Annotated in this window: 23 protein-coding genes; 11 read left to right on the top strand and 12 right to left on the bottom strand. The window is 61.1% G+C overall.

Annotated features, from left to right (window positions below):
• Positions 1-86: 86 nt before the first annotated feature.
• Positions 87-620, bottom strand: a complete 534-nt coding sequence (locus KCG87_RS08580; RefSeq protein WP_210557070.1) for a tetratricopeptide repeat protein — start codon at positions 618-620, stop codon at positions 87-89.
• A 175-nt stretch (positions 621-795) separates the two neighbouring features.
• Here KCG87_RS08580 and KCG87_RS08575 point away from each other — a divergent pair, with 175 nt between their 5' ends.
• The 3 genes from KCG87_RS08575 to nudC all read left to right on the top strand — a co-directional run bounded on the left by KCG87_RS08575 (position 796) and on the right by nudC (position 3,438).
• A complete protein-coding gene (locus KCG87_RS08575) occupies positions 796-1,569 on the top strand; it encodes a class I SAM-dependent methyltransferase (RefSeq protein WP_210557071.1) in 774 nt (257 codons plus the stop codon).
• A gap of 219 nt (positions 1,570-1,788) precedes the next feature.
• Positions 1,789-2,601, top strand: a complete 813-nt coding sequence (locus KCG87_RS08570; protein WP_210557072.1) for a crotonase/enoyl-CoA hydratase family protein — start codon at positions 1,789-1,791, stop codon at positions 2,599-2,601.
• 6 nt (positions 2,602-2,607) lie between these two features.
• Positions 2,608-3,438: an NAD(+) diphosphatase gene (nudC, locus tag KCG87_RS08565; protein WP_210557074.1), complete on the top strand. Its 831-nt coding sequence runs from the start codon at positions 2,608-2,610 to the stop codon at positions 3,436-3,438.
• Here the strand turns inward: nudC and KCG87_RS08560 are convergent.
• A complete protein-coding gene (locus tag KCG87_RS08560) occupies positions 3,406-4,185 on the bottom strand; it encodes a TSUP family transporter (protein ID WP_027611974.1) in 780 nt (259 codons plus the stop codon). The two genes, nudC and KCG87_RS08560, sit on opposite strands and share 33 nt — an antisense overlap.
• A gap of 331 nt (positions 4,186-4,516) precedes the next feature.
• Here KCG87_RS08560 and sfnG point away from each other — a divergent pair, with 331 nt between their 5' ends.
• Positions 4,517-5,599 (top strand): dimethylsulfone monooxygenase SfnG, encoded by a 1,083-nt coding sequence (sfnG, locus tag KCG87_RS08555; protein WP_135295762.1) that lies wholly within the window; start codon positions 4,517-4,519, stop codon positions 5,597-5,599.
• A 122-nt stretch (positions 5,600-5,721) separates the two neighbouring features.
• On the opposite strand, the gene KCG87_RS08550 is transcribed toward sfnG, so the two are convergent.
• A complete protein-coding gene (locus KCG87_RS08550) occupies positions 5,722-6,201 on the bottom strand; it encodes a nuclear transport factor 2 family protein (protein WP_210557075.1) in 480 nt (159 codons plus the stop codon).
• A 56-nt stretch (positions 6,202-6,257) separates the two neighbouring features.
• Positions 6,258-6,821 carry a TetR family transcriptional regulator gene (locus tag KCG87_RS08545; RefSeq protein ID WP_210557076.1) on the bottom strand — a complete coding sequence of 188 codons (564 nt, stop codon included), beginning with the start codon at positions 6,819-6,821 and terminating at the stop codon, positions 6,258-6,260.
• Positions 6,822-7,036: 215 nt separating this feature from the next.
• Between KCG87_RS08545 and pssA the strand changes: the two genes are divergently transcribed.
• Positions 7,037-8,380 (top strand): CDP-diacylglycerol--serine O-phosphatidyltransferase, encoded by a 1,344-nt coding sequence (gene pssA / locus KCG87_RS08540; protein WP_210557078.1) that lies wholly within the window; start codon positions 7,037-7,039, stop codon positions 8,378-8,380.
• Between the two features lie 122 nt (positions 8,381-8,502).
• On the opposite strand, the gene efeO (KCG87_RS08535) is transcribed toward pssA, so the two are convergent.
• The 4 genes from efeO (KCG87_RS08535) to efeU are packed head-to-tail and all read right to left on the bottom strand — an operon-like array spanning position 8,503 to position 12,731.
• The gene (gene efeO, locus KCG87_RS08535) at positions 8,503-9,327 is read right to left on the bottom strand and encodes an iron uptake system protein EfeO (protein WP_210557079.1); all 825 of its coding nucleotides are present in this window, start codon (positions 9,325-9,327) and stop codon (positions 8,503-8,505) included.
• 25 nt (positions 9,328-9,352) lie between these two features.
• Positions 9,353-10,651: an iron uptake transporter deferrochelatase/peroxidase subunit gene (gene efeB, locus KCG87_RS08530; RefSeq protein WP_210557080.1), complete on the bottom strand. Its 1,299-nt coding sequence runs from the start codon at positions 10,649-10,651 to the stop codon at positions 9,353-9,355.
• A gap of 17 nt (positions 10,652-10,668) precedes the next feature.
• A complete protein-coding gene (efeO, locus tag KCG87_RS08525) occupies positions 10,669-11,868 on the bottom strand; it encodes an iron uptake system protein EfeO (RefSeq protein WP_210557081.1) in 1,200 nt (399 codons plus the stop codon).
• 8 nt (positions 11,869-11,876) lie between these two features.
• Positions 11,877-12,731 (bottom strand): iron uptake transporter permease EfeU, encoded by an 855-nt coding sequence (gene efeU, locus KCG87_RS08520; RefSeq protein ID WP_027611967.1) that lies wholly within the window; start codon positions 12,729-12,731, stop codon positions 11,877-11,879.
• A 290-nt stretch (positions 12,732-13,021) separates the two neighbouring features.
• Between efeU and KCG87_RS08515 the strand changes: the two genes are divergently transcribed.
• The 6 genes from KCG87_RS08515 (at position 13,022) to KCG87_RS08490 (ending at position 20,101) form a co-directional block, all read left to right on the top strand.
• Positions 13,022-14,038 carry an AraC family transcriptional regulator gene (locus KCG87_RS08515; RefSeq protein ID WP_210557082.1) on the top strand — a complete coding sequence of 339 codons (1,017 nt, stop codon included), beginning with the start codon at positions 13,022-13,024 and terminating at the stop codon, positions 14,036-14,038.
• Positions 14,039-14,391: 353 nt separating this feature from the next.
• Positions 14,392-16,056: an AMP-binding protein gene (locus KCG87_RS08510; RefSeq protein ID WP_210557083.1), complete on the top strand. Its 1,665-nt coding sequence runs from the start codon at positions 14,392-14,394 to the stop codon at positions 16,054-16,056.
• A 15-nt stretch (positions 16,057-16,071) separates the two neighbouring features.
• Entirely contained in the window at positions 16,072-16,833 is a 762-nt protein-coding gene (locus KCG87_RS08505; RefSeq protein ID WP_097089713.1) for an SDR family NAD(P)-dependent oxidoreductase, read from the top strand.
• 12 nt (positions 16,834-16,845) lie between these two features.
• Positions 16,846-18,039 (top strand): acetyl-CoA C-acyltransferase, encoded by a 1,194-nt coding sequence (locus KCG87_RS08500; RefSeq protein ID WP_210557085.1) that lies wholly within the window; start codon positions 16,846-16,848, stop codon positions 18,037-18,039.
• A gap of 145 nt (positions 18,040-18,184) precedes the next feature.
• Positions 18,185-19,312: an acyl-CoA dehydrogenase gene (locus KCG87_RS08495; RefSeq protein WP_027611962.1), complete on the top strand. Its 1,128-nt coding sequence runs from the start codon at positions 18,185-18,187 to the stop codon at positions 19,310-19,312.
• 15 nt (positions 19,313-19,327) lie between these two features.
• Positions 19,328-20,101: an enoyl-CoA hydratase gene (locus KCG87_RS08490; protein ID WP_098963986.1), complete on the top strand. Its 774-nt coding sequence runs from the start codon at positions 19,328-19,330 to the stop codon at positions 20,099-20,101.
• Positions 20,102-20,207: 106 nt separating this feature from the next.
• On the opposite strand, the gene KCG87_RS08485 is transcribed toward KCG87_RS08490, so the two are convergent.
• The 4 genes from KCG87_RS08485 to KCG87_RS08470 form a co-directional block, all read right to left on the bottom strand.
• Complete coding sequence (locus KCG87_RS08485; RefSeq protein ID WP_210557087.1) at positions 20,208-21,359, bottom strand: acyl-CoA dehydrogenase family protein; 1,152 nt, start codon at positions 21,357-21,359, stop codon at positions 20,208-20,210.
• Between the two features lie 3 nt (positions 21,360-21,362).
• Positions 21,363-22,469: an enoyl-CoA hydratase/isomerase family protein gene (locus KCG87_RS08480; protein WP_210557088.1), complete on the bottom strand. Its 1,107-nt coding sequence runs from the start codon at positions 22,467-22,469 to the stop codon at positions 21,363-21,365.
• 254 nt (positions 22,470-22,723) lie between these two features.
• Complete coding sequence (locus KCG87_RS08475) at positions 22,724-23,413, bottom strand: HPP family protein (RefSeq protein ID WP_135295776.1); 690 nt, start codon at positions 23,411-23,413, stop codon at positions 22,724-22,726.
• Between the two features lie 154 nt (positions 23,414-23,567).
• Positions 23,568-24,746: an MFS transporter gene (locus KCG87_RS08470; protein WP_210557090.1), complete on the bottom strand. Its 1,179-nt coding sequence runs from the start codon at positions 24,744-24,746 to the stop codon at positions 23,568-23,570.
• Positions 24,747-24,848 lie beyond the last annotated feature (102 nt).

The following is a 24,848-nucleotide window of genomic DNA, read 5'->3' as shown; positions in this document are numbered from 1 at the left end:
CCGTAGCGCCACAGCCGCGCCAGATGCTGTCCGAGTTCCGCTCTGAATGCCTGATCGCTGACGATGATGGCGTTCCTTTATCTATGTCAGGTTTTCGATGAATCGTTGATGGCTTCAGCCAGGTCCTGGTATTCCTCGCAGGCGGTGCCGCAAATCGATTTGATCTGCTGCAATTGCTCCTGCGCCAGGTCGACGCGGCCTTTGATCACATAGGCTTCGCCGAGGTATTCACGCACTTGCGCGTACTGCGGATCGAGTTTCACCGATTGCAGGTAATAGCCGATGCCTTCATCGGTACGCCCCAGTTTTCGTGTGGCGTAACCGCGATAGTTGAGGGCTTTGGCGGTGTTCGGTTGTTGCAGGGTGTCGAGCAGAGCCAGGGCCTCTTCGTAGCGACCGTCCTTGGCCAATCGGTAGGCATAGTCGGTGCGATCGACATCCCGTACGGCGCCGCTGGTCTGCAGCACACATTTCTGTGATTTGCTGTCCCAGACCTGGCCTTTGGGGCAGTTGGGCTTCTGCACGGGCGCGCTTTCATCACCGTTGGCAAACGCCATCGATGCGGACAACACGGTGACCAGCAGCAACGGGGCGGCGAACATAACGGAACGGATAGTCATGGGCAAGGCTCCACAGAGGGTTATGTTTCACTTTGAACACCACAGCCCGGCATTTTATTCATTGCTTTGTCAGGCTCTGTTCAAGGTACGCGCAAATCGCGGCGTTATGCTCGGCTACGCCTGCCGTCCATCCAGCGCTTTGCCATGCCCCGGCGCTGACACACGAGGAACTGCCATGAAAGATCAGGTCCATCATTCCGCTGCTGCCGGCTACAAGACTGCCGCTGACACCTACATCAAGGGCCGCCCGGACTATCCGCCGCAGGTCAGTCAGTGGCTGACCCAGACGTTGGGTCTGGACAATCACAAGACTGTCATCGATCTGGGTGCCGGCACCGGCAAGTTCACCGGACGGCTGGTGGCGACCGATGCACAGGTGATCGCCGTGGAACCGGTGGCGCAGATGCTGGAAAAACTTTCCGCTGCCTGGCCGCAGGTGCTGGCGGTGAGCGGCACCGCCACGGATCTGCCATTGCCCGACGCGTCGGTGGATGCGGTGGTCTGCGCGCAGGCGTTTCACTGGTTCGCCACCCCGGAAGCCCTGACGGAAATCGCCCGCGTGCTCAAGCCTGGCGGCAGACTCGGGCTGATCTGGAACCTGCGCGATACACAGGTCAGCTGGGTGCCGAAACTCGACGCTATCGTGAATGCGCTGGAGGGGGACACGCCGCGTTACTACACCGGCCAATGGCGTCAGGCGTTTCCGCATCCGGCGTTCGGGCCGTTGCAGTTGCAGCAGTTTCATCATGGGCACACCGGCTCGCCCGAGGACGTGATCTTCAATCGGGTGCGCTCCACCAGTTTCATTGCGGCCTTGCCGCAGGCGCAGCGCGACAAGGTTGATGAGCAGATTCGCGCGTTGATTGCCTCGGAGCCGGCGTTGCGTGGGCGGCATGTGCTGACGGTGCCTTATGAGACGGCGGCTTATGTGGCGGTGAAGGTTAGTTAGATCGGCGGTGAGCCTATCGCGGGCAAGCCACGCTCCAACAGGTCTTGGGTGGATCACAACGTCTGTGATCAAACCTGACCCTGTGGGAGCGGGCTTGCTCGCGAAGAGGCCAGCCCTGACACTGCATCTCTCGACCCAGTCCCGCATTTGGCCGAACCGCCATCGTCATGCCTTGTTATAGTTCGGGCCTCATTTTCAGCCCGGTAAAGGATCACTGCCATGACTCAATACACCGCCTTCAGCGTCGAACTGGCCGACAACATCGCGCATGTGCAGATCAATCGCCCGGAAAAGATCAACTCGATGAACCCCGCGTTCTGGAGCGAGATCGTCGAGATTTTCCAGTGGATCGATGACACCGACGAAGTGCGGGTGGTGGTACTGAGTGGCAACGGCAAACACTTTTCCTCGGGTATCGACCTGATGATGCTCGCCGGCGTCGCCAATGAACTGGGCAAGGACGTCGGCCGTAACGCGCGCCTGCTGCGGCGCAAGATTCTCACCCTGCAAGCCTCGTTCAATGCTGTCGACAACTGCCGCAAACCGGTACTGGCGGCGATTCAGGGCTACTGCCTCGGCGGTGCGATTGACCTGATTGCTGCGTGCGATATGCGCTACGCCGCCGAAGACGCGCAGTTCTCGATCAAGGAAATCGATATCGGTATGGCTGCCGATGTTGGCACTTTGCAACGGTTGCCACGGATCATCGGGGACGGCATGCTGCGTGAACTGGCTTACACCGGGCGCACTTTCGGCGCAGATGAAGCGCGCAGCATCGGTCTGGTCAATCGTGTTTACGCTGACAAGGAGCTGCTGCTCGACGGCGTGATGGACATTGCTCGCGAGATCGCCAGCAAATCGCCAATCGCGGTCACCGGCACCAAGGAAATGATCAGCTACATGCGCGACCATCGCATCGACGACGGCCTCGAATACGTTGCCACCTGGAACGCCGCCATGTTGCAATCCACCGACTTGCGCGTGGCCATGGCCGCCCATATGAGTAAACAGAAACCCGAATTTCTGGATTGAGAAACCATGACAGCTCGCTGGACCACTGCAGTACTGGACACCGATCAACCCGGCGGCTGGGCCGTGGCGCGCAGCCCCGATGGCTTTCTGTTCGATGACAACGGAGCGCTGTTCCCCCGGGAATGGCTCAAGCGTCAGGACTTGTCGATCCTCGCCGAACACGGCATCGGCCATCTCGATGGCGAGCCGGTGTATCTGCTGGAGCTGCGCAGTTCCAGCGACGTGCCGGGCTGCAACTGGAAAGGTCTGCGGGCGTTCATGCTCGATGGCGATCACACCGTTTACAAAGTGCTGGGTTATGCCGCGCAGATCGGTACCTGGGCCCGCGAGCATCGCTTTTGCGGCAACTGTGGGCAGGCGATGACCCAGGTGCCAGGCGAGCGAGCGATGTATTGCCAGCCGTGCGACCTGCGCAGTTATCCGCGCATTTCGCCGAGCATGATCGTGCTGGTGACCCGTGGCGACGAGATCCTGCTGGCGCGCTCACCGCGTTTCGTCACCGGGGTCTACAGCACGCTGGCCGGGTTCGCCGAGCCGGGCGAGTCGGCGGAGGACTGCCTGATTCGCGAGGTGCGCGAAGAAGTCAGTATCGAAGTGAAGAACATCCAGTACATGGGCAGCCAGTGCTGGCCGTTCCCGCATTCGATGATGCTCGGCTTCCATGCCGAATACGCCGGGGGCGAGATCGTCTGCCAGGAAGACGAGATTGAAGACGCTCAATGGTTCAACGTGCACGACCTGCCGCCGTTGCCGGCGTCAAAATCGATTGCCCGTTATCTGATCGACGTCTACGTGGCCCGCCGCTTAGGCCACGCTGAACCAGTGTTGCCAGGCTAGGCGCACGGTCAAACCCAATACCACGGTGATGAACACCGGACGAATGAACTTGGCGCCGCCGCTGATCGCGGTGCGCGCCCCGAAGAATGCGCCGACCATCACCGACAGGCCCATGCTCAGGCCGATGATCCAGTCCACTTGCCCGGAAAACACGAACACCGACAGCGCCGCGATGTTGCTGACGAAGTTCATGCTGCGCGCCACACCGCTGGCCTTGACCAGGTCGATCGGGTAGAGCAGCAGGCTGCTGACCGTCCAGAACGCACCCGTGCCAGGGCCGGCCACGCCGTCGTAGAAACCTAGGCTGAAGCCTTGGGTCGATTGCCATTTCTTCTTGATCGGCGCGTCGCTGTCCAGCGGCGCTTTTGGCGTGCCGCCGAACAACAGATACAGGCCACAGGCGAAGACGATCACCGGCAGCATCTTGTTCAGCCATTCCGCCGGCAGATAGTGCGCGACGATGGCACCGGTGAGCGCACCGACCAGGGTGCCGACGATCGCGTGCATCCACTGCCGGGGGTGGAACAGTTTGCGTCGGTAGAAGGTGAAACTGGCGGTGGCCGAGCCGAACGTCGAACTCAGTTTGTTGGTGCCCAGCACCAGGTGCGGCGGCAGGCCGGCAGTGAGCAGCGCCGGGGTGGTCAACAGACCGCCGCCGCCAGCAATGGCGTCGATGAAACCGGCAATGAAAGCGACAAGGGCCAGAACGGCCAGGGTGGTGAGGTCAACGCTGAGTTCGAAAGGCATGGAATCGGCTTATTCGGCAGGGCGCAGAAGGGCTGCGGGAGGTCGGTCATGTTACCTGTATCCGGCTTTTGCGGCGACCCGTCGGACGCCTTCGCGAGCAAGCCCGCTCCCACATTCTGGAATGCATTCAACCTGTGGGAGCGGGCTTGCTCGCGAAGAGGTCGGCTCAGGCACCGCCTATTCAACTGTTGCCCACCCAACACCTCGACAACAAATCACCCTCCAACAATGCAACTCCATCAGCCTCAAGCCCAATAAAACCGGCCCTCTGGACGCTGGCACGCTTGCTGCTCTGTCCCATTGACCTTCCCAATGTCCCGAGGACACGCCAATGAGCAAGCAAGCCGTGAAATTCGCCTACTGGGTGCCGAACGTCAGTGGCGGCCTGGTGGTCAGCAAAATCGAGCAGCGCACCGACTGGGGCATCGACTACAACCGCAAACTCGCGCAACTCGCCGAAGCGGCCGGGTTCGAGTACGCCTTGACGCAGATCCGCTTTACCGCCGGTTACGGTGCCGAGTTCCAGCATGAGTCGGTGGCGTTCAGTCATGCGCTGCTGGCGGCTACCACCAGGCTCAAGGTGATCGCGGCGATTCTGCCGGGGCCATGGCAGCCGGCGCTGGCAGCCAAGCAACTGGCGACCATCGATCAACTCACCAACGGCCGGATTGCGGTGAACATCGTCAGCGGTTGGTTCAAGGGCGAATTCCAGGCCATCGGCGAACATTGGCTGGAACACGACGAGCGCTACCGGCGTTCCGAGGAATTCATCCGCTCGCTGCGCGGGATCTGGAGCCAGGATAACTTCAGCTTTCGCGGCGACTTCTACCGCTTCGACAATTACAGCCTCAAACCGAAACCGCTGGGCCGCCCGGAGATCTTTCAGGGCGGTAGTTCCCGTGCGGCTAGGGACATGGCGGCGCGGGTCTCGGACTGGTATTTCACCAACGGCAACAGCGTCGAAGGGATCAAGGCGCAGGTCGATGACATCCGGGCCAAAGCGGCAGCCAACAATCACTCGGTGAAGATCGGCGTCAACGCCTTCGTGATTGCTCGCGACACTGAAGAAGAAGCGCGTGCGGTACTGGCGCAGATCATCGACCAGGCTGACCCGGACGCGGTCAACGCTTTCGGTGACGCCGCGAAGCAGGCGGGCAGGGCGTCGCCGGAGGGTGAGGGTAACTGGGCGAAATCGACGTTCGAGGATCTGGTGCAATACAACGATGGCTTCAAGACCAACCTGATCGGCACGCCACAGCAGATTGCCGAGCGGATTGTGGCGCTGAAAGCGGTGGGGGTGGATCTGGTGTTGGCGGGGTTTCTGCACTTTCAGGAGGAGGTGGAGTATTTCGGCAAACGTGTGTTGCCGTTAGTGCGGGAACTGGAGGCTGAAAAGACTGCCGCAGTAGCCTGAAACACCACAAAAACCTGTAGGAGTGAGCCTGCTCGCGACTGCGTATGAACAGTCAATATTCAGGCTGACTGACACACCGCTATCGCGAGCAGGCTCACTCCTACAATTGGAACTATGTGGACTTAGAGGCCTAGATCGGAGAGCCCCGGATGATCATCCGGACGCCGACCCAGCGGCCAGTGGAACTTGCGCTCGCTTTCCTTGATCGGCATGTCGTTGATGCAGGCATAGCGCTGGTACATCAGCCCGTGCACATCGAATTCCCAGTTTTCGTTGCCGTAGGAGCGGAACCAGTTGCCCGAATCGTCATGCCATTCATAGGCGTAACGCACGGCAATGCGTGTGTCGGAGTAAGCCCAGAGTTCCTTGATCAGGCGGTAATCGAGTTCCTTGGCCCATTTACGGGTCAGGAACGCCTTGGCTTCTTCGCGGTTGTTGGCGAACTCGGCGCGGTTGCGCCATTTTGTGTCGAGGGTGTAGGCCAACGACACCTTCTCGGGATCGCGGGAGTTCCAGCCATCTTCGGCCAGACGTACTTTTTCGATAGCCGATTCACGGTTGAACGGCGGTAAAGGCGGACGCACTTGGGCAGCAGTCGACATTTTCAGTCTCCCGATCTAATTAACGATTAAACAACGGTTGAGGCTTATTTAAGGCGTTACAGGTCCAATAACTTACGCGCCATGCATTGCGCATTATCAGCGGCACTGTGATCACCCATCACAAGCGCTACGGTAATGGCGCCGTCAATCAGGATCAGCAATTGTCTGGCCAGACGTTGCGGATCTTCGACGCCATGTTCGGCACACAGCTCGCACAGGTAGTCGAGCAGCTTCTGTTTGTGGTCTTTGGCGACCTGGCGCACCGGGTCTTCGGGGTCACCGGTCTCGCCACTGGTATTGATGAAGGCACAGCCACGGAAACCTTCCGAAGCGAACCAGCTTTTGAGCACGGTAAACAGGTTGAGCAGGCGGTCGGCCGGGGTTTCGGCCTGATCGACAGCACTTCTGTACCAATGCATCCAGCGCACGTCGCGGTGTTGCAGGGCGGCTACGGTCAGCTCCTCCTTGTTGGCGAAGTAGCGGTAGATGCTTTTTCTGGAGACGCCGGCGGTTTTCACCAGAAGATCCATGCCGGTGGCGGCGATGCCACTTTTGTAGATCAACTTTTCGGTGACATCCAGAATGATGTCGCGGGTCGAGGTGTCAGTGATTTCGTTCATGTGGCGAACAGTAGAACGATCGTTCTCCTTGGTCAAGCAGTTATTTTTGTGTCTGCGATACCGCTTTCGCGAGCAAGCCCGCTCCCACATTTGAAATGCGATCCACTGTGGGAGCGAGCCTGCTCGCGAAGGGGGCATTACAGACAGTAACAAGACCCGAACCGGTTGATGGTGTAAGCTCTCGGGTTCTTCGGATTCGACCCATTGCGAGCCCTATGCCGTTGCTTTTCAAACGCTCTTTGCTGCCCAAACTGCGCAGCTTTCCGCTGACTGCCGAGGCCGTGACCATTCTGTCCGGCGCCGCCGAGTTCCGTCGTTGCCTGCTGGAGAAAATCGCTGAGGCGACCCGGCGCATCTACATCGTTGCGCTGTATCTGCAGCACGACGAGGCCGGTCAGGAAATCCTCGATGCCTTGCACGCCGCCAAGCTCAAGCGCCCGGAGCTGGAGATCGTCGTGGTGGTTGACTGGCTGCGCGCCCAGCGCGGGTTGATCGGTGCCGGCAAACAGCCGGGCAACTCGGCGTGGTACCAGGAAATGACCCGCACCCATCAGAGCGAAGTGCCGGTCTACGGCGTGCCGGTGCAGACCCGCGAACTGTTCGGCGTCCTGCATCTGAAAGGCTTCGTGATCGACGATTGCGTGGTTTACAGCGGTGCGAGCCTGAACAACGTCTACCTGCACAAGTTCGAAAAGTACCGTTTCGACCGCTACCACGTGCTGCACAGCCGCGAACTGGCGGATTCAATGCATCACCTGGTCAAGCACGGCCTGATCGAATCCAAGGCTGTGCATCGCCTCGACCTGCCCAACCTGCCGACCACCCGCAGCCTGCGCAACGACATCGGCGATCTGCGCAGTCGTCTCAAATATGCGGCGTACGACACCAGTGCCGGCAGCACCGCGCATACCGGCCTGTCGGTCAGTCCGTTGCTGGGCGTGGGCAAGAACAACCCGTTGAACCGGGTGATTGTCGAGCTGATCGCCAGTGCGCAACAGCAACTGACCATCTGCACGCCGTACTTCAACCTGCCGCTGCCGATCATCCGCGAGGTCAACCGTGCGCTGGCCCGTGGGGTGAAGATCGACATCGTGGTCGGCGACAAGACGGCCAACGATTTCTACATTCCGCCGAGCGAGCCGTTCAAGGTGATTGCGGCGCTGCCGTATCTGTACGAAATCAGCCTGCGGCGTTTTGCCAAGCGGCATCAGCGCAACATCGACAGCGGCCAGTTGAACCTGCATCTGTGGCGTGACGGCGACAACAGCTATCACCTCAAGGGCATGTGGGTCGACCAGCGCTATACGCTGCTGACCGGCAACAACCTCAATCCACGGGCGTTCCGTCTCGACCTGGAAAACGCTCTTTTGATCGATGATCCGCAAGGTGAGTGGCTTGAGCCACGGGCGAAGGAGCAGCAAGAGATCTTCCGCAACACCACGCGGATCGCCAGCTTCCAGAACCTGGAAACCTTGCCGGAGTACCCGGCGGGGGTGGCGAAGTTTTTGAAGCGTGTGAGTCGGGTGCGGATCGAGCGGTTGCTCTACCGGATTTTGTAACCCTTCAGATTATTCGGTGCGGTTAAACCGCTATCGCGAGCAGGCTCACTCCTACAGGGGAATGCATTCCAACTGTAGGAGTGAGCCTGCTCGCGATGGGGCACTTAAGGCCTCTACATCAATCAGTTCAGACCGAGCTTGCCACGCAATGTGGACAGGTCTTCCGCCAAGGTATTGACCGGCCCGACCAGTGCTTTGCGGTCGTTATCCTTCACCTTGTCATAAGTCTCGAAACCACCGTCCTTGGTCTTGTACTTGGCAAGGATCTTGTCCACGGTGGCGAAGTTCTTGTCGACTTTGGCAACGAACGCCTTGTCCTGCTTCTCGATCTGCGGTCGGAACAGGTCGACGATCTTCTTCGCGCCGTCGATGTTGCCCTGGAAGTCATACAGGTCAGTGTGACTGTAACGGTCTTCTTCACCGGAGATCTTGGTCGCGGCGACTTCTTCCAGCAGCGCGGCCGCACCACCGACGACTTTTTCGGGCGGGAAGGTCAGTCCAGCGACGCGGGTTTGCAGGTCTTTCACATCGCTGTCGAGCTTGTCCGCCAAGTCGGTCAGGCCTTCAGTGGTTTTCTCCGAGAACAGCGAATATTCAATGCGGTGAAAACCGGTGAAGTCTTCAGCCTTCACGCCTTTTTCGTGGTCGTCGACGCGCGAGTCGATGGACGCATCGAGATCACTGAACAGCTCGGCAATCGGTTCGATCGACTCGTAGTAGACGCGGGTCGGCGCGTAGAGCTTTTGCGCGGTGGCCAGGTCACCTTTTTTCACCGCATCGGTGAATTGTTTGGTGTGGCTGCCCAGTTCATCCAGTTGCTCGGTGACGTAGATCTTGTAGTCCGACACCGGGCCGACCAGATCCAGTGGCGCCGTCGCGGCGAACGCCGACAGCGGGGTGTTGAGCAAACCGAGGGTCAGCAGTAACGCGAGTGGCGACTTTTTCATGGAGCGGCTCCGATGGTTTTTATGGTTAGGCAGCTGTTTTGGGTTGGGTGGCGTTGAGCAGCGAGCGACCGATGAAATCCTTGTCGCCGGTGACACCCGGAAGGGTGAAGAAGTAACCGCCGCCGACCGGTTTGAGGTATTCCTCAAGCGGCTCGCCGTTGAGCCGGGTCTGCACGGTGATGAAGCCTTTTTCCAGATCGGCCTGGTAACAGATGAACAGCAGGCCCATGTCGAGCTGGCCGTTCTTGTTCACGCCGTTGGAGTAGTTGAACGGCCGGCGCAGGATCAGGTTGGCCTGGCTCGCGGCGGTGCGCGGGTTGGCCAGGCGAATGTGCGCGTCGAGCTTGGTCAGTTTGCCTTCCGGGTCTTTGCTGTAATCCGGGATTTCGGTTTCGTGATTCGCGCCCATCGGTGCGCCCGTGGTCTTGACCCGGCCGATGATGCTTTCCTGTTCCTGCAACGGTGTACGGTCCCAACGCTCGACGAAGTTGCGGATGATCCGCACCGCTTGATAGCTGCCGTGGGCCGCCCACGCCGGCTCATCGCTGCCCGGTTGCACCCAGACAATCTTGTCCATCGCTTTGGCATCGTTGGAATCGGGGTTGGCCGAGCCGTCGCGGAAACCGAGGAAGTTACGCGCCGATTGCGCCGGCACACCCGGTTTCGCCGGAGCTTGCGGCGGCACGCTGCCTTCCTGTTTCCAGCGCACCAGCAGCAGGTCCGGCAGGTTCTTGACGATGTCGCGCAAGGCGTGAATGTTGGTGTCGGCAGTGTTCGAGCAGAACTGCAAGCTCAAGTCGCCGTGGCAGCAATCGGCTTCCAGCGCATCGTTGGGGAAACCGACCATGCGTTGCAGGCGCTTGGGTTTGGCGGCGGCCAGACCGAAGCGCTCGTCGAATAACGATTCGCCTACGGAGACGGTGATGGTCAGGTTGTCCGGGGTCACCACCGGCCCGAGAATGCCGGAGTCCGGCGGCGGCAGTTTCGGGTCGATCTGCGCCACCGGGCCGCCCTTCATCAGGAACGCGATGCGTTCGTTGAGGGTGCGGAACAGCCGCTCCAGGTCTTCGCGATCACTGGCCAGTACGTCGAACGAAACGAACATGCCGGCCGCCGGCCGCGGGGTGACGATGCCGGTCTGGTGCACGCCGTGGAAGTCGTGGCGATCTTCGGTCTTGTCGCTGCTCGGCGCTTCGGTCACTTGTGCCGGGGCCGCGGCCATCGCCGGACAGCTCAGGGCCGAACCGGCCAGGGCGACGCCAGCGACGCCCATGCCCATCAGCAGGCGGCGACGTTGCAGATCGAGGTTTTGCAAATCTTTCATCGGTATTCGTCTTCTGCTTACAGGCCGGAGAGGCCGAGGGCGGGATCGATGCCATCCAGAGCGTCAGCCAGGGCCTGAGCCTTGTCAGCGATCTGTTTGCGTTGTTCGCCACTGACCGTGTCGTAAGTGGCGTAGCCGTCCTTGACCTTGAAGCTCTTCAATACGTTGTCGAAATCGCTCAGCGCTGCGTCGATTTTCGGCAGCAGATCCGGCGCTGACTTGGTCAGCATCGGCCGCAGCAGCTCGACCACTTTGTGCGCGGTTTCCAGGTTGCCGGCAAAACCGTTGAGGTCGCCGTGGCTGTAGCGTTCCTCTTCACCGCTGGCGGCGCGCACGTCGGCCAGGGTGTTGAGGTTGCGCACCACGATGCTCACCAGTTGCTCCGGCGGCAGCGATTGCGCCAACAGTTGCTGTTTGAGGGTGGTGACGTCGGCCAGCAGACGCTCGGCCACCGGGTTCAAGCCGTCGAGGTTGCGTTGCTGAAACAGCGCGTATTCGATCCGGTGGAAACCGACGAACGCTGGATCCTGTTCGCGTTTTTCGAAGTAATCGGCGCGGGCATTGATGCTGTTGTCCAGTTCCGCCAGGCGTTGCGCGGCAGGTGCCAGACGCTGGTAAGCGGCACGGGCCGGCAGGTACAGCGCCTGTGCCTGGGCCAGGTCGCCGCTGGTAATCGCCTGATTCAGCGCGGTCACGGCTTTGATCAACGCGCTGCCCTGAGTGGCCAGATACACGCGGAACTCCGACAGCGGCCCGACGAAAGCGACCATCGATGGCTTGGCCTTGGCGGCAGCATCGGAAGCCGCAGTCGGCGTTACGTGCAGTACGCCACGTGGATTGCTCAGCAGACCGCAAGTGATCGCATAGTCGCCGGGTTGCAGATTGGCGTTGATCACCTGGCTCAGGCCGGGGGCGATGTTCTCGCGCTCTTCGATCACCAGCACGCCGTCGAGGATTTCCCATTCCACCGCCCGGTCGGAGCGGTTGACGATGCGGAAACTGGCGCGACCGGCGGGAACCGTCAGCTCGTTCGGATCGCAGCTGTGCGCGTTGATGTTCACCACCACTTCATCATGGTTATGCTGCCGCTTGGCCGCGGCCATTTTCGAGGCGTAGTAGAACAGGCCACCGGCGGCGATCATCACGACCACCGAACCGGCCACCGCCCAGCGCAAGGCGCGGGGAGGCGAGGCCTGAGGAGTATTAGGCTTTGACATGGAGGCCCTTATTGGCTGGAAACGGAAGACGATTTGCCGGCGGCGTCAGCGCTGGAGGCCGGCGCGGCTGGGTAGAAAAACATCACCAGCGCCAGCACCAGATAGATCAGGTACGCACCGAGAGTGCTGACGGTCGGCGCATCCTGATACCCGAACATGCCGGCCAGCACCGAACCCAGCGGGCCGTCCATCGGCAGCGTCGCGCTGAAGTCGAACAGCACGGTTTGTAGGTGGTTCCACACGCCGGCTTCATGCAGAGCTTGCACCGAATTGGCGAGGATCCCGGCGGCGACCACCAGAATGAACAACCCGGTCCATTTGAAGAACGCCGACAGGTTCAGGCGCATGCTGCCGCTGTAGATCAGGAAACCGACGACAATCGCCAGCACCAGGCCGAGCAGGGCACCGATCGGCGCGCCCGGGCCTTCGCTCTGCTGAAATACGGCGAGCAGGAAGAACACGGTTTCCAGCCCTTCGCGAGCCACGGCGAAGAACACCATGGCGATCAGCGCGATTACCTGGTGCTTTGACGAAGTCAGAGCGTGATCGAGCGAGGCTTGCAGCGAATGCTTGATCGAGCGCGCAACCTTGCGCATCCAGAACACCATCGAACTGAGAATGCCCACCGCGACGAGTCCGACAATGCCTTCAAACAACTCCTGCTGTTTCTGTGGGAATTCGGCGCTGACCAGTTCCAGCCCACCGCCGACCAGCAGCGCCAGCGCAGCGGCGAGGAAGACGCCGATCCACACTGCCGGCATCCACTGGCCACGACCGGTCTGTTGCAGGTAGCTGGCGATGATGCCAACGATCAGCGCGGCTTCAATGCCTTCGCGCAGCATGATCAGAAAGGGAACGAGCATTCGGTGTCCACTAAGTCATTCGAAGAAGTTACAAGTTGTAACATAATGACAACCATTCTCACATGACAATGATTGACATAAACCTGAACGCAAGCTGAACAACCTGTTTTTTGCCACGCACAAATCCCGGTGGGAGCGGGCTTGCTCGCGAAGGCGGCGTGTCAGTCGATAAGGATGTTGCTGACACATCGCCTTCGCGAGCAAGCCCGCTCCCACAGGGGATTCGTGTTGAATTCGCATCCTGCGTTAAGATGCCGGTCACTCGAAAACAACAAGGTCTGCCTCGCTCCATGTCGGAAAAAGACACCATTGCCGTTCAACTGGTGCGTGAAGCGCTGCTGCAAAGTTGTGCCCCGGGCGCGGCCACGGATGAAGTCTTGAACAAGGTCGGGATTGCTCCGGCGCTGCTGCATAGCGAGCAAGGCCGGGTGCCGGCCTCGCAATACGCGAAACTCTGGCGCTTGCTGGCCCGGCGTGGCGATGACGAGTTCTTCGGCATGGATCCACGCAAGCTCAAGTCCGGCAGCCTTGAGTTCCTTTGTCGAAGCGCCATGGCGCAACCGACCCTGGCCGTCGGCCTGAGCATGGGCCTGAATTTCCTCTCCTTGATGCTGGAAAAAATGCCCGCGCAATTGGCGCATCAGCAGAGCCTGGCGGAAATCGTCCTGCTCGAAGACGATCCCGAGCCGCGCCGGGCGTTTACCTATTTCACCTACTGGATGATCGTCCACGGCGTGGCCTGTTGGCTGGCGGGGCGGCGGATTCCGATTCTGGCGATCGAACTGCGCTGCGCCGAGCCGGATTTCTGCGACGACTACCGGGTAATGTTCTCGGAAAACCTACGCTTCGACCGTCCGCGCACGCGGATGATCTTCGCTGCTGACTGCCTCGACCTGCCGATCAAGCGTACGGCCGAAGAGCTGAAACGCTTTCTGGCCCATGCGCCGGCGAACATTCTGGTGAAATACCGCGACCCCGAAAGCCTCGCCAGCCGGATCAAACAGGACCTGCGGCAGCTACCCGCCGAACAGTGGCCGGAGACCGAGGCGCTGGCGCAACAACTGTGCATGTCCGCCTCGACCCTGCGCCGACGTTTGTCCGAGGAAGGGCAGACCTATCAGGGGCTGAAGGACAGCGTGCGCAAGGAACTGGCAATTACCTGGCTGGCCGAACCGTCGATCAGCTTCGTCGAAATCGCGACGCGGCTGGGGTTTGCCGATGCGAGTTCGTTCTACAAGGCTTTTCGCAAGTGGTCCGGGTCGAATCCGGGGCATTACCGCACGCTGATCCTCAACGAAGCCGTCTGATCCGGATTGTCAGTCGCCTGATCGGGCCTCTTCGGGAGCAAGCCCCCTCCCACATTTGAAATGCATTCTTTCTGTGATTGCAGCCTTCCTGGTTTTCACAGGTGGAGCATTCTTTGAAATGCAATCTTCTGTGATTGCAGCTTTCACAGTGATCCCCCCTTTGCAATGCAATTCCCTTGTGGGAGGGGGCTTGCTCCCGAAGGCGCCAGTCCAGGCGGCACATCTCTGGAATCTTGGCCAAACCAATCAGCCAGATTGACAGCTTTGACCATTGCCGCCTCCGCGCCGCAGCGCGACTATCCCTGTGTTGTTTACGGTTCCCAGCCTAATAAAAACACCGAGGGATTCTGGCAATGCGCGATTACTTGTCTGCCACCGAACAGTTCAACTATCAGCACACCGTGGCCGCTGCGCTCAGCGGCACGCTGGAGGCGCTCAACGCCTGCGTCGAATGTTGCGACCGCCACGCCTTGCCGGGGCGCATTGCGTTGTTCTGGGAGGGCCGCGATGGCGCGAGTGCCACGTACACCTTCAGCGAGCTGCAAGACCAAGCCGCGCGTTTCGCCAATTTCCTTCGCGAACAAGGCGTGCAGAAGGGCGACAAGGTCGCCGGCCTACTGCCACGCAACATCGAATTGCTCATCACCGTGTTCGCCACCTGGCGCATCGGCGCGGTGTATCAGCCGCTGTTCACCGCGTTCGGCCCTAAGGCCATCGAGCATCGCCTGAACAGTTCCGGCGCCAAAGTGGTGGTCACCGACGCGGTCAACCGGCCGAAGCTCGCTGAAGTTAGCGATTGCCCGACCATCGTCACCGTCGGCGGCGCCAAGGGCCAGGGCATCGTCCGTGGCGATTTCAGTTTCTGGGCCGAGCTGGCCAACTATTCCAATCTCTGCGAGCCGGTGCTGCTGAGCGGCGAAGATCCGTTCCTGCTGATGTTCACCTCGGGCACCACCGGCCCGTCGAAAGCACTGTCGGTGCCGCTCAAGGCGATCGTCGCGTTCCAGAGCTACACCCGCGACGCGGTGGATCTGCGTCCCGAAGATTCGTTCTGGAACGTCGCCGATCCGGGCTGGGCCTACGGCATCTATTTCGGCGTCACCGGCCCTATGTCGATGGGGCACCCGATCACCTTTTACGATGGCCCGTTCACCCTCGAAAGCACCTGCCGGGTGATCAACAAATACGCCATCACCAACCTCACCGGTTCGCCGACCGCGTACCGCTTGTTGATTGCCGGCGGCAACGAGTTCGCCAAGTCGATCAAGGGCAAGTTGCGGATCGTCAGCAGCGCCGGCGAGCCGCTCAACCCGGAAGTGATCCGCTGGTTCGCCGACAATCTCGGCGTAGTCATTCACGACCATTACGGCCAGACCGAACTGGGCATGGTCCTGTGCAACCACCACGGCCTGGAACACCCGATTCACCTCGGTGCCGCCGGTTTCGCCTCGCCGGGCCATCGCATCGTGGTGCTCGACGAGCACTACAACGAGCTCGGTGTCGGTCAGCCGGGCATTCTCGCCATCGACCGCACCCAGTCGCCGATGTGCTGGTTCGGCGGCTACGAGGGCGTGCCGACCAAAGCCTTCGTCGGCGATTACTACCTCAGCGGCGACACGGTGGAATGGAACCCGGACGGCAGCATCAGCTTCGTTGGGCGTAGTGATGACGTGATCACCACTTCCGGCTACCGCGTCGGCCCGTTCGACGTCGAAAGCGCGCTGATCGAACACCCGGCGGTGGTCGAAGCCGCCGTGGTCGGCAAGCCGGATCCGGAGCGCACCGAACTGGTCAAGGCGTTCGTCGTGCTCAACCCGCAATACCGCGCCGAACCGGCGCTGGCCGAAGAGTTGCGGCAACACGTGCGCAAACGCTTGGCCGCGCATTCGTACCCGCGGGAAATCGAATTTGTCAGCGAATTGCCGAAAACCTCAAGCGGCAAATTGCAGCGCTTTATCTTGCGCAACCAGGAAATCGCCAAGGCTCAAGAGGCCGCGGCGCACAACGTTTCAGCTTGAATCAGGAAGTCAGTCATGCAGATCGAGAACAAGGTTTTTATCGTCACCGGCGGCGCCTCCGGCCTGGGTGCGGCCAGCGCTGAATTGCTGGTCAGCGCCGGCGCCAAAGTGATGCTGGTGGACATGAACGCCGAAGCCGTTGCCGCTCAGGCCCAGCGCCTCGGCGCGCAAAGCGTCGTCGCCGACATCAGCAATGAAGCCGCTGCCGAAGCCGCCGTACAGGCGACGCTCAAAGCCTTTGGCAGCCTCAACGGTCTGGTCAACTGCGCCGGTATCGTCCGTGGCGAAAAGATCCTCGGCAAGAACGGCCCGCATGCGCTGTCGAGTTTTGCCCAGGTGATCAACGTCAATCTGATCGGCAGCTTCAACATGTTGCGTCTGGCCGCAGCGGCCATCGCCGAGAGCGAAGCCAATGCCGATGGCGAGCGCGGGGTAATCATCAACACCGCCTCGGTCGCTGCGTTCGACGGCCAGATCGGTCAGGCCGCGTATTCCGCCTCCAAAGGCGCGATCGCCAGCCTGACCCTGCCGGCCGCCCGCGAACTGGCGCGCTTCGGCATCCGCGTGATGACCATCGCCCCGGGCATTTTCGAAACGCCGATGATGGCCGGCATGACCCCGGAAGTGCGCGAGTCGCTGGCCGCCGGCGTACCTTTTCCGCCGCGCCTCGGGAAACCTGCCGAGTACGCCGCGCTGGTTCGGCATATTATCGAAAACAGCATGCTCAATGGTGAGGTGATCCGTCTCGACGGCGCCTTGCGCATGGCCGCCAAGTAAGGAGGATTTGTCATGACTAGTTCCAACGATCCGATTGTTATCGTCAGCGCTGTCCGCACCCCGATGGGCGGTTTTCAGGGCGAACTGAAAAGCCTCACCGCGCCGCAACTCGGTGCTGCCGCGATCAAGGCAGCGGTTGAACGCGCCGGGGTTGCCAGCGATGCGGTTGATGAAGTGTTGTTCGGTTGCGTATTGCCGGCCGGCCTCGGTCAGGCGCCGGCGCGGCAGGCGGCACTGGGTGCCGGGCTGGATAAATCGACACGCTGCACCACCGTCAACAAAATGTGCGGCTCGGGCATGGAAACCACCATTCTCGCCCACGACATGCTGCTGGCCGGCAGCGCCGATGTGGTGATCGCCGGCGGTATGGAAAGCATGTCCAACTCGCCATACTTGCTCGACCGTGCTCGCGCCGGTTACCGCATGGGCCATGGCCGGGTGCTCGATTCGATGTTCCTCGACGGCCTCGAAGACGCCTACGACAAGGGCCGTCTGATGGGCACCTTTGCCGAAGACTGCGCCGAAACCAACGACTTCAGCCGCGAAGCCCAGGATGCGTTTGCCATCGCTTCGACCACCCGTGCCCAACAGGCGATCAACGACGGCAGCTTCAAAGCCGAGATCGTGCCGCTGACCGTGACCGTCGGCAAAGAACAGGTGCTGATCAGCAACGACGAGCAGCCGCCGAAAGCCAAACTGGACAAGGTTGCCTCGCTGAAACCGGCATTCCGCGACGGCGGCACGGTAACCGCGGCCAACTCCAGCTCGATCTCCGATGGCGCGGCGGCGCTGGTGCTGATGCGCCAGTCGCAAGCGCAGAAACTCGGACTGAAACCGCTGGCGGTGATTCACGGTCATGCGGCGTTTGCCGACACGCCGGGCCTGTTCCCGGTGGCACCGATTGGCGCGATCAAGAAGCTGGTGAAGAAGACTGGTTGGGCGTTGAACGAGGTCGATCTGTTCGAAATCAACGAAGCGTTCGCCGTGGTGGCGATGGCGGCGATGACCCACCTGGAAATCCCCCACGACAAGCTCAACGTGCACGGCGGCGCCTGCGCGCTGGGCCATCCGATCGGTGCCTCGGGCGCGCGGATTCTGGTGACCTTGCTCTCGGCCCTGCGCCAGAAAAACCTGAAACGCGGGATCGCGGCGATCTGCATCGGCGGCGGCGAAGCCACGGCAATGGCCGTGGAATGCATCTACTGAGGCCAACGCCCTTTCTCCCTGTGGGAGGGGGCTTGCTCCCGAAGGCGGTGTGTCATTCAGAAATTGTCTGACTGACACGGCCAATTCGGGAGCAAGCCCCCTCCCACAATGAATAGGCGGTGCGACTTGAATTTAAGGATTCACCATGATTCCCAACGAAGACCAAACCCAGATCCGCGACATGGCTCGGCAGTTCGCCGAGGAACGGCTGAAACCGTTCGCCGCCGAGTGGGATCGCGAGCATCGTTTCCCCAAGGAAGCCATCGGCGAAATGGCCGAACTGGGCTTCTTCGGCATGCTTGTGCCGGAGCAGTGGGGCGGCTGTGACACCGGCTACCTGGCGTACGCCATGGCCCTGGAAGAAATCGCCGCCGGCGACGGCGCCTGCTCGACCATCATGAGCGTGCACAACTCGGTGGGCTGCGTGCCGATCCTCAAGTTCGGCAACGACGACCAGCGCGAGCGCTTCCTCAAACCGCTGGCCAGCGGCGCCATGCTCGGCGCCTTCGCCTTGACCGAACCGCAGGCAGGCTCCGACGCCAGCAGCCTGAAAACCCGGGCACGGCTGGAAGGCGATCACTACGTACTCAACGGCTGCAAACAGTTCATCACTTCCGGGCAGAACGCCGGGATCGTGATCGTGTTTGCGGTGACCGATCCGAGTGCCGGCAAACGCGGGATCACAGCGTTCATCGTGCCCACCGATTCGCCCGGCTACAAAGTCGCGCGGGTCGAAGACAAGCTCGGCCAGCACGCGTCGGACACCTGCCAGATTCTGTTTGAAGACGTCAAAGTGCCGGTCGCCAATCGCTTGGGCGAAGAGGGCGAAGGCTACAAGATCGCCCTGGCCAACCTAGAAGGCGGACGTGTCGGCATCGCCTCGCAAGCGGTGGGCATGGCCCGTGCCGCGTTCGAAGCGGCTCGCGACTATGCACGTGAGCGCGATACTTTCGGCAAGCCGATCATCGAGCACCAGGCTGTGGCCTTCCGCCTCGCCGATATGGCCACGCAGATCGCCGTCGCCCGGCAGATGGTGCATTACGCCGCGGCCCTGCGCGATAGCGGTCAGCCGGCGCTGGTCGAGGCTTCGATGGCGAAACTGTTCGCCTCGGAAATGGCCGAGAAAGTCTGCTCGATGGCGTTGCAGACGCTGGGCGGTTACGGTTACCTCAACGACTTCCCGCTGGAGCGCATCTACCGCGACGTGCGCGTGTGCCAGATCTACGAAGGCACCAGCGACATTCAGCGCATGGTTATTTCGCGCAATCTCTGACAAGGAATCTTGCCCATGACTTACGAAACGATTCTGCTGGAAAACCACGGCCGCGTCGGCCTGATCACCCTCAACCGCCCACAGGCGCTGAACGCCCTGAACGCGCAACTGGTCAGCGAAGTGAACCATGCCCTCGATGGTCTGGAAGCGGATGCGAACATCGGTTGCATCGTCATCACCGGTTCGAAGAAGGCCTTCGCCGCCGGCGCCGACATCAAGGAAATGGCCGAGCTGACCTACCCGCAGATTTACATGGATGACCTGTTCAGCGACAGCGACCGTGTGGCCAACCGCCGTAAGCCAATCATTGCTGCGGTCAACGGTTTCGCCCTCGGTGGCGGCTGCGAACTGGCGCTGATGTGCGACTTCATCCTGGCCGGTGACAACGCCAAATTCGGTCAGCCGGAAATCAACCTCGGCGTGCTCCCGGGCATGGGCGGCACCCAGCGCCTGACCCGCGCCGTGGGCAAAGCCAAGGCCATGGAAATGTGCCTCAGCGGGCGGATGATCGATGCGGTGGAAGCCGAACGCTGCGGCATCGTTGCGCGGATCGTGCCGAGCGATGAACTGCTCGACGAGGCGCTGAAAGTCGCCGCGGTGATCGCCAGCAAGTCGTTGCCGATTGCGATGATGATCAAGGAAAGCGTCAACCGCGCCTTTGAGGTCAACCTGACCGAAGGCGTGCGCTTCGAGCGCCGGGTGTTCCATGCGGCGTTTGCCACGCAGGATCAGAAGGAAGGCATGGCGGCGTTTGTGGCCAAGCGGACGCCGGAGTTTCAGGGTAAATAATGCGCTGAGCTGACTGACGCCTTTTCGAGCAAGCCCGCTCCCACACTGGATTTGCGTACGACGCAGATCCCATGTGGGAGCGGGCTTGCTCGCGAAGCTTTTGGCGTTACAACTGATAGTTCTTCAGCTCCCGAGCAATCACCATCCGCTGAATCTCGCTCGACCCCTCGTAGATCTGGGTAATCCGCGCATCGCGGTAGTACTTCTCGACCGGATAGTCTTCCAGATACCCATACCCGCCATGAATCTGAATCGCCGAGGAGCAGACCTTTTCGGCCATTTCCGAGGCGAACAGTTTGGCCTGTGAGGCCTCCGACAGGCACGGTTTGCCCGCCGTGCGCAGGCGCGCCGCGTGCAGGATCATCAAGCGCGCCGCGTTGATTTGCATGTGCATGTCGGCCAGCAGGTTGGCGATGCTCTGGTGTTCGTTGATCGGCTTGCCGAACTGGATGCGATCGCGGGAATACACCAGCGCCGCCTCAAACGCGGCCCGGGCGATGCCCAAGGCTTGCGCAGCAATGCCGATGCGGCCGCCTTCGAGGTTGGACAGGGCAATCGCCAGACCCTTGCCGCGCTCGCCGAGCAGATTGGCCTCGGGAATGCTGCAGTTGTTCAGGGTCACCGCGCAGGTGTCGGAGGCGCGAATCCCCATTTTGTGTTCGGTGCGATCGACGATGAAACCCGGGGTATCGGTCGGTACGAGGAACGCGGAAATGCCTTTCTTGCCCAGATCCGGATCCGTCACCGCAAACACGATTGCCAGTTTCGCCCGTTTGCCATTGCTGACGAATTGTTTGGCGCCGTTGATCACCCACTGGCCGTCGCGCAGTTCGGCGCGGGTGCGCAGGTTATGCGCTTCGGAACCGGCCTGCGGTTCGGTCAGGCAGAAGCAACCGATCACCTGACCGCTGGCAAGGTCGGCCAGCCAGGTGCGTTTTTGCTCTTCGCTGCCGTAGTTCATGACCGGGCCGCAGCCCACCGAGTTGTGGATGCTCATGAACGCGCCGGTCGCGCCATCGCCGGCAGAGATTTCTTCCACCGCCAAGGCATAGGCCACGTAATCGACGTAAGTGCCGCCCCATTCCTCGGGCACCACCATGCCGAGCAAACCGAGTTCGCCCATCTTCGCCACCAGTGTGTCGTCGATCCAGCCGGCCTTTTCCCAGGCTTGCGCATGCGGCGCGATTTCGCCACGGGCGAAGTCTCGGGCCATGTCGCGGATCATCACTTGTTCTTCAGTCAGTTCGAGATCGTGCATGGCTCAGCTCCCGCTCTCAGTAAAGCCGTGGAAGAAACTCGCGACATGCCCGGCGTCCAGCGCAGCGAGGGTCGGCGGGTTCCAGCGTGGTGTCTTGTCTTTGTCGATCAGCAGGGCGCGCACGCCCTCGATCAGGTCGCCGCGTGCGAACCACTGGCGATCCAGATGCAGTTCGAGGGCGAAACAGTGTTCCAGGCTCAACTGACGACCGCGACGGAGCATTTCCAGGGTCACGGCCATCGCCAGTGGCGAGCGGGTCTGCAGCAGGTCAGCGGTGCTCGTCGCCCACTCGTGGCTGTCGGCGACGGTGACTGCGCGCAGTTGCTCGACGATGCTCGGTACGTCGGGCAGGGCGAAGAAATGGTCGATGGCCGGGCGCAGTTTCTCCAGCGGCGCATCGGCGAGGGTTTGCACGCCGTTTTTCGCCAGCAGGCCCTGCAGATCCTTGAGCGGAGTGTCGCGCCATTCCAGGTGATCGAGTTGTTCGTCGAGGCTCGCCAGTTTGCTGCTGTCGACAAACCAGTCGGCCAGCCCGCAGTACAACGCATCGGCCGCGCGAATCTGCACGCCGCTGACGCCTAGATAGATCCCCAGTTCACCGGTTATCCGTGAGAGGAAATAGCTGCCGCCGACATCGGGGAAATACCCGATCGCCACTTCCGGCATCGCCAGCCGGCTCTTTTCGGTGACCACCCGCAGATCGGCACCTTGCACCAGGCCCATGCCTCCGCCGAGGACAAAACCGTCCATCAAGGCCAGCACCGGTTTGCGGTAGTGATGTAGCGTCAGGTCGAGGGCGTATTCCTCGACGAAGAAATCTTCGTGCAGCGTGTCGCCGCTTTTGAAGCTGTCGTACAGCGAACGGATATCGCCACCGGCGCAGAACGCCTTCTCACCGGCACCGCGCAGCACCACCGCATGCACACTGGCATCAGCGGCCCAGGCATCGAGTTGCTGCTGCAACTGGCGAACCATGTCGAGGGTGATGGCGTTGAGACCGGCGGGGCGGTTGAGGGTCAGGTGACCGATGTGATTGCGAACCTCGGCCAGCACTTCGTTTTGCGTGGCATCCATGGACGGCGTCCGCGGGGATGAAGCCTGAGCAGTCATCACTAACTCCCTGCTTTTATTGTCTTTATTCGAGAAGCTCGCGCGCGAGCGTTGACGGATCGTAACAGTGCAAATTTGCCGTGTACAACCGGGATATGTGCAGGGGGAGTTTGCGTTTTTGCAGCAGGTTGAGGATTGCCTTTGTGGCGAGGGAGCTTGCTCCCGCCGGGTTGCGAAGCGGCCCGACACCGCGGGTTTACGACTGCTGCGCAGCCGAGCGGGAGCAAGCTCCCTCGCCACAATGATGCAGGTGGTTATCGGGTGAAGACTTCGCCGATGCTGCGCCGTTTGGCGTGCAGTTCGCTGGCGTGGATCAGTTGTTCGAGGTCTTCGGGAGTGACGTCGATGAACGCTTCCATGTCGGCCAGTGCCAGTTTCAAATCCTCGGCGGTAATTGCCTGGCTATCGACTGGCACCAGTGCCGGCGCTGGCTCGGCCGGGCGCTTGGGATAGCGGATGCGCGTCAGGTTGTTGTAGGCCAGCGCGCTGAGCAGCATGCAGGCGGCGGCGAGCATCACCGGTTCCATGGCTTTCCAGTCCATGGCGATGGTGGCCGGATCGGCCAGTACCAGCGTCAGCGCCAGTGCGCCGGCCGGCGGATGCAGGCAACGCAGCCAGCACATCAGGATCAGCGCCATGCCCGCCGCCAGGCAGGCGCTCCCCAAGGTGCGACCGAGGACGTGGGCCACCAACAGCGCGACCACGCTGGCGCACAGGTAGCCGCCGATGATCGACCAGGGTTGCGCGAGTGCGCCGGAAGACACGGCGAACAGCAACACGGCCGAGGCGCCCAACGGCCCGATCAGGTGGTACGCGACCTCGATGCCGAACACCTGACTGCACGCCCAGACGCTGAACAAGGTGCCCAGCGCCATGCCGATCGCGGCGCGGCTCCATTCGGTGGGGCGAGTGTTGATGGCGGCGGGCAACCAGCGAGCGAGCATGTGAATCGGGTCCTTGCAGTAAATTCGGGGCAAAAAAAAGGACTTGTCCGTTTCGGAAAGTCCTCGAAGCGTTCCAACTATTGGGGGAGGAACGCGCACAGTGTGCCGTGCAAAGTCGATGCTGACAAATTCATATAAATGCTGCTTCAGTGCATTATTTTTGAATTGTCGCCACACGGCGTCCACTGACAAAACACAGATACCCACCCAGCGCAGCCAGGGCGCTCAAGGCGTAGAACATGCTTGGCGCCGGCGTGTGCATCAACAGGAACCCGCACATCACCGGACTCACGGCGCCGCCCAGTGCCGCGAGATTCTGTGCGCCGTAATAACTGCCACGCAGTTCTTCCGGGGCCAGGGTGTCGACGAAGAGGAAATCCGCCGGGTAAATGATCATCTCGCCGAGGGTGAAGATGAACATCGCCACGCACCAGCCGACCAGACTGTCGGCCAGGCTGAAGCCGATCAGACCGACGATGAACAACGCGGTGCCGCCGGCAATCCAGTAGCGCAGATGCTCACGTTTGAGGAATCGCCCGATCTGGTACTGCAGCAGGATCACCGTGATCGCGTTGCAGGCGAGCAGGGCGGCCATGGTGTCGAGTGTCTGATCCTGCGTGTGGGTCACCAGCAGGTACTGCGACAGGTACAGGGTGAATCGCCCGTGAACCAGGGTGCTGAGCAGGCAACCGAGAGTGAACAGGATCATCGTGCGGTCGTTTTTCAGGATGATCAGGGTGTTCAGGAAACTCTGCGGCTGGCTCGCCTGCGACAGCGGGCTGACCTCGCGAGAGACGCCCAGCAGCAGGAAAACGCTGCCAGCGGCAATCAGCCCCGCGACGATAAATGGCGCTGAAGGCTGAACCCCTGCAAACACCACGCCGATCATCGGGCCGACGGCGTAGCCAATGTTGGTCAGCGTGTAGTTCAGCGAAAACGCCTTGACCCGCTGGCTGACCGGCAGGTTTTCACTGAGCATCGCTTTGGAACAGATCAGGAACAGCGCCGACGCCGTTTCACTGATGATCAGCACCAGCGTGACCAGGTACAGATTCTGCGCGAAGGTCAGCAGCATCAGGCCGACACCGCTGGAGAGCATGGTCAGAATCAATAGTTGGCGCTTGTCGAGGCGATCGATGATGTAGCCGCCGTACAGCGACAGCAGCGTGGCACTGAACACGGCGATGCCCAACAGCAGACCGACGTCCTGCGGGTTGAGGGCCAGTTTGTTGCTGAGGAACAGGGTCAGCAGCGGGCTGATCAGGGCACGGCTGATGACGATGCTCAGCGAGGTGATCATCAGTCGGCGGATCAGGCGGGAGTAGGTGGCCACGAGGAGATCAATGTCCTTATTTCAGAATGCGCGGGTTAGCCTTGCCATCCTCACCGGGTCCCGCTCGGCGGTCAACCTGACACACCGCAAATCCGTGTGGGA

It is taken from the genome of Pseudomonas sp. MWU347 (assembly GCF_017947305.1).
In the GTDB taxonomy this organism is placed as follows: domain Bacteria; phylum Pseudomonadota; class Gammaproteobacteria; order Pseudomonadales; family Pseudomonadaceae; genus Aquipseudomonas; species Aquipseudomonas putida_A.
The sequence above is the reverse complement of the archived record's forward strand: the minus strand, read 5'-3'. Positions and strand labels throughout refer to the sequence as shown.

What these genes read in the sequence shown, in the direction of transcription:
- KCG87_RS08580 (WP_210557070.1), bottom strand. Translation starts at nt 620, where the DNA reads ATGACTATCCGTTCCGTTATGTTCGCCGCCCCGTTGCTGCTGGTCACC.
- KCG87_RS08575 (WP_210557071.1), top strand. Translation starts at nt 796, where the DNA reads ATGAAAGATCAGGTCCATCATTCCGCTGCTGCCGGCTACAAGACTGCC.
- KCG87_RS08570 (WP_210557072.1), top strand. Translation starts at nt 1,789, where the DNA reads ATGACTCAATACACCGCCTTCAGCGTCGAACTGGCCGACAACATCGCG.
- nudC (WP_210557074.1), top strand. Translation starts at nt 2,608, where the DNA reads ATGACAGCTCGCTGGACCACTGCAGTACTGGACACCGATCAACCCGGC.
- KCG87_RS08560 (WP_027611974.1), bottom strand. Translation starts at nt 4,185, where the DNA reads ATGCCTTTCGAACTCAGCGTTGACCTCACCACCCTGGCCGTTCTGGCC.
- sfnG (WP_135295762.1), top strand. Translation starts at nt 4,517, where the DNA reads ATGAGCAAGCAAGCCGTGAAATTCGCCTACTGGGTGCCGAACGTCAGT.
- KCG87_RS08550 (WP_210557075.1), bottom strand. Translation starts at nt 6,201, where the DNA reads ATGTCGACTGCTGCCCAAGTGCGTCCGCCTTTACCGCCGTTCAACCGT.
- KCG87_RS08545 (WP_210557076.1), bottom strand. Translation starts at nt 6,821, where the DNA reads ATGAACGAAATCACTGACACCTCGACCCGCGACATCATTCTGGATGTC.
- pssA (WP_210557078.1), top strand. Translation starts at nt 7,037, where the DNA reads ATGCCGTTGCTTTTCAAACGCTCTTTGCTGCCCAAACTGCGCAGCTTT.
- efeO (WP_210557079.1), bottom strand. Translation starts at nt 9,327, where the DNA reads ATGAAAAAGTCGCCACTCGCGTTACTGCTGACCCTCGGTTTGCTCAAC.
- efeB (WP_210557080.1), bottom strand. Translation starts at nt 10,651, where the DNA reads ATGAAAGATTTGCAAAACCTCGATCTGCAACGTCGCCGCCTGCTGATG.
- efeO (WP_210557081.1), bottom strand. Translation starts at nt 11,868, where the DNA reads ATGTCAAAGCCTAATACTCCTCAGGCCTCGCCTCCCCGCGCCTTGCGC.
- efeU (WP_027611967.1), bottom strand. Translation starts at nt 12,731, where the DNA reads ATGCTCGTTCCCTTTCTGATCATGCTGCGCGAAGGCATTGAAGCCGCG.
- KCG87_RS08515 (WP_210557082.1), top strand. Translation starts at nt 13,022, where the DNA reads ATGTCGGAAAAAGACACCATTGCCGTTCAACTGGTGCGTGAAGCGCTG.
- KCG87_RS08510 (WP_210557083.1), top strand. Translation starts at nt 14,392, where the DNA reads ATGCGCGATTACTTGTCTGCCACCGAACAGTTCAACTATCAGCACACC.
- KCG87_RS08505 (WP_097089713.1), top strand. Translation starts at nt 16,072, where the DNA reads ATGCAGATCGAGAACAAGGTTTTTATCGTCACCGGCGGCGCCTCCGGC.
- KCG87_RS08500 (WP_210557085.1), top strand. Translation starts at nt 16,846, where the DNA reads ATGACTAGTTCCAACGATCCGATTGTTATCGTCAGCGCTGTCCGCACC.
- KCG87_RS08495 (WP_027611962.1), top strand. Translation starts at nt 18,185, where the DNA reads ATGATTCCCAACGAAGACCAAACCCAGATCCGCGACATGGCTCGGCAG.
- KCG87_RS08490 (WP_098963986.1), top strand. Translation starts at nt 19,328, where the DNA reads ATGACTTACGAAACGATTCTGCTGGAAAACCACGGCCGCGTCGGCCTG.
- KCG87_RS08485 (WP_210557087.1), bottom strand. Translation starts at nt 21,359, where the DNA reads ATGCACGATCTCGAACTGACTGAAGAACAAGTGATGATCCGCGACATG.
- KCG87_RS08480 (WP_210557088.1), bottom strand. Translation starts at nt 22,469, where the DNA reads ATGACTGCTCAGGCTTCATCCCCGCGGACGCCGTCCATGGATGCCACG.
- KCG87_RS08475 (WP_135295776.1), bottom strand. Translation starts at nt 23,413, where the DNA reads ATGCTCGCTCGCTGGTTGCCCGCCGCCATCAACACTCGCCCCACCGAA.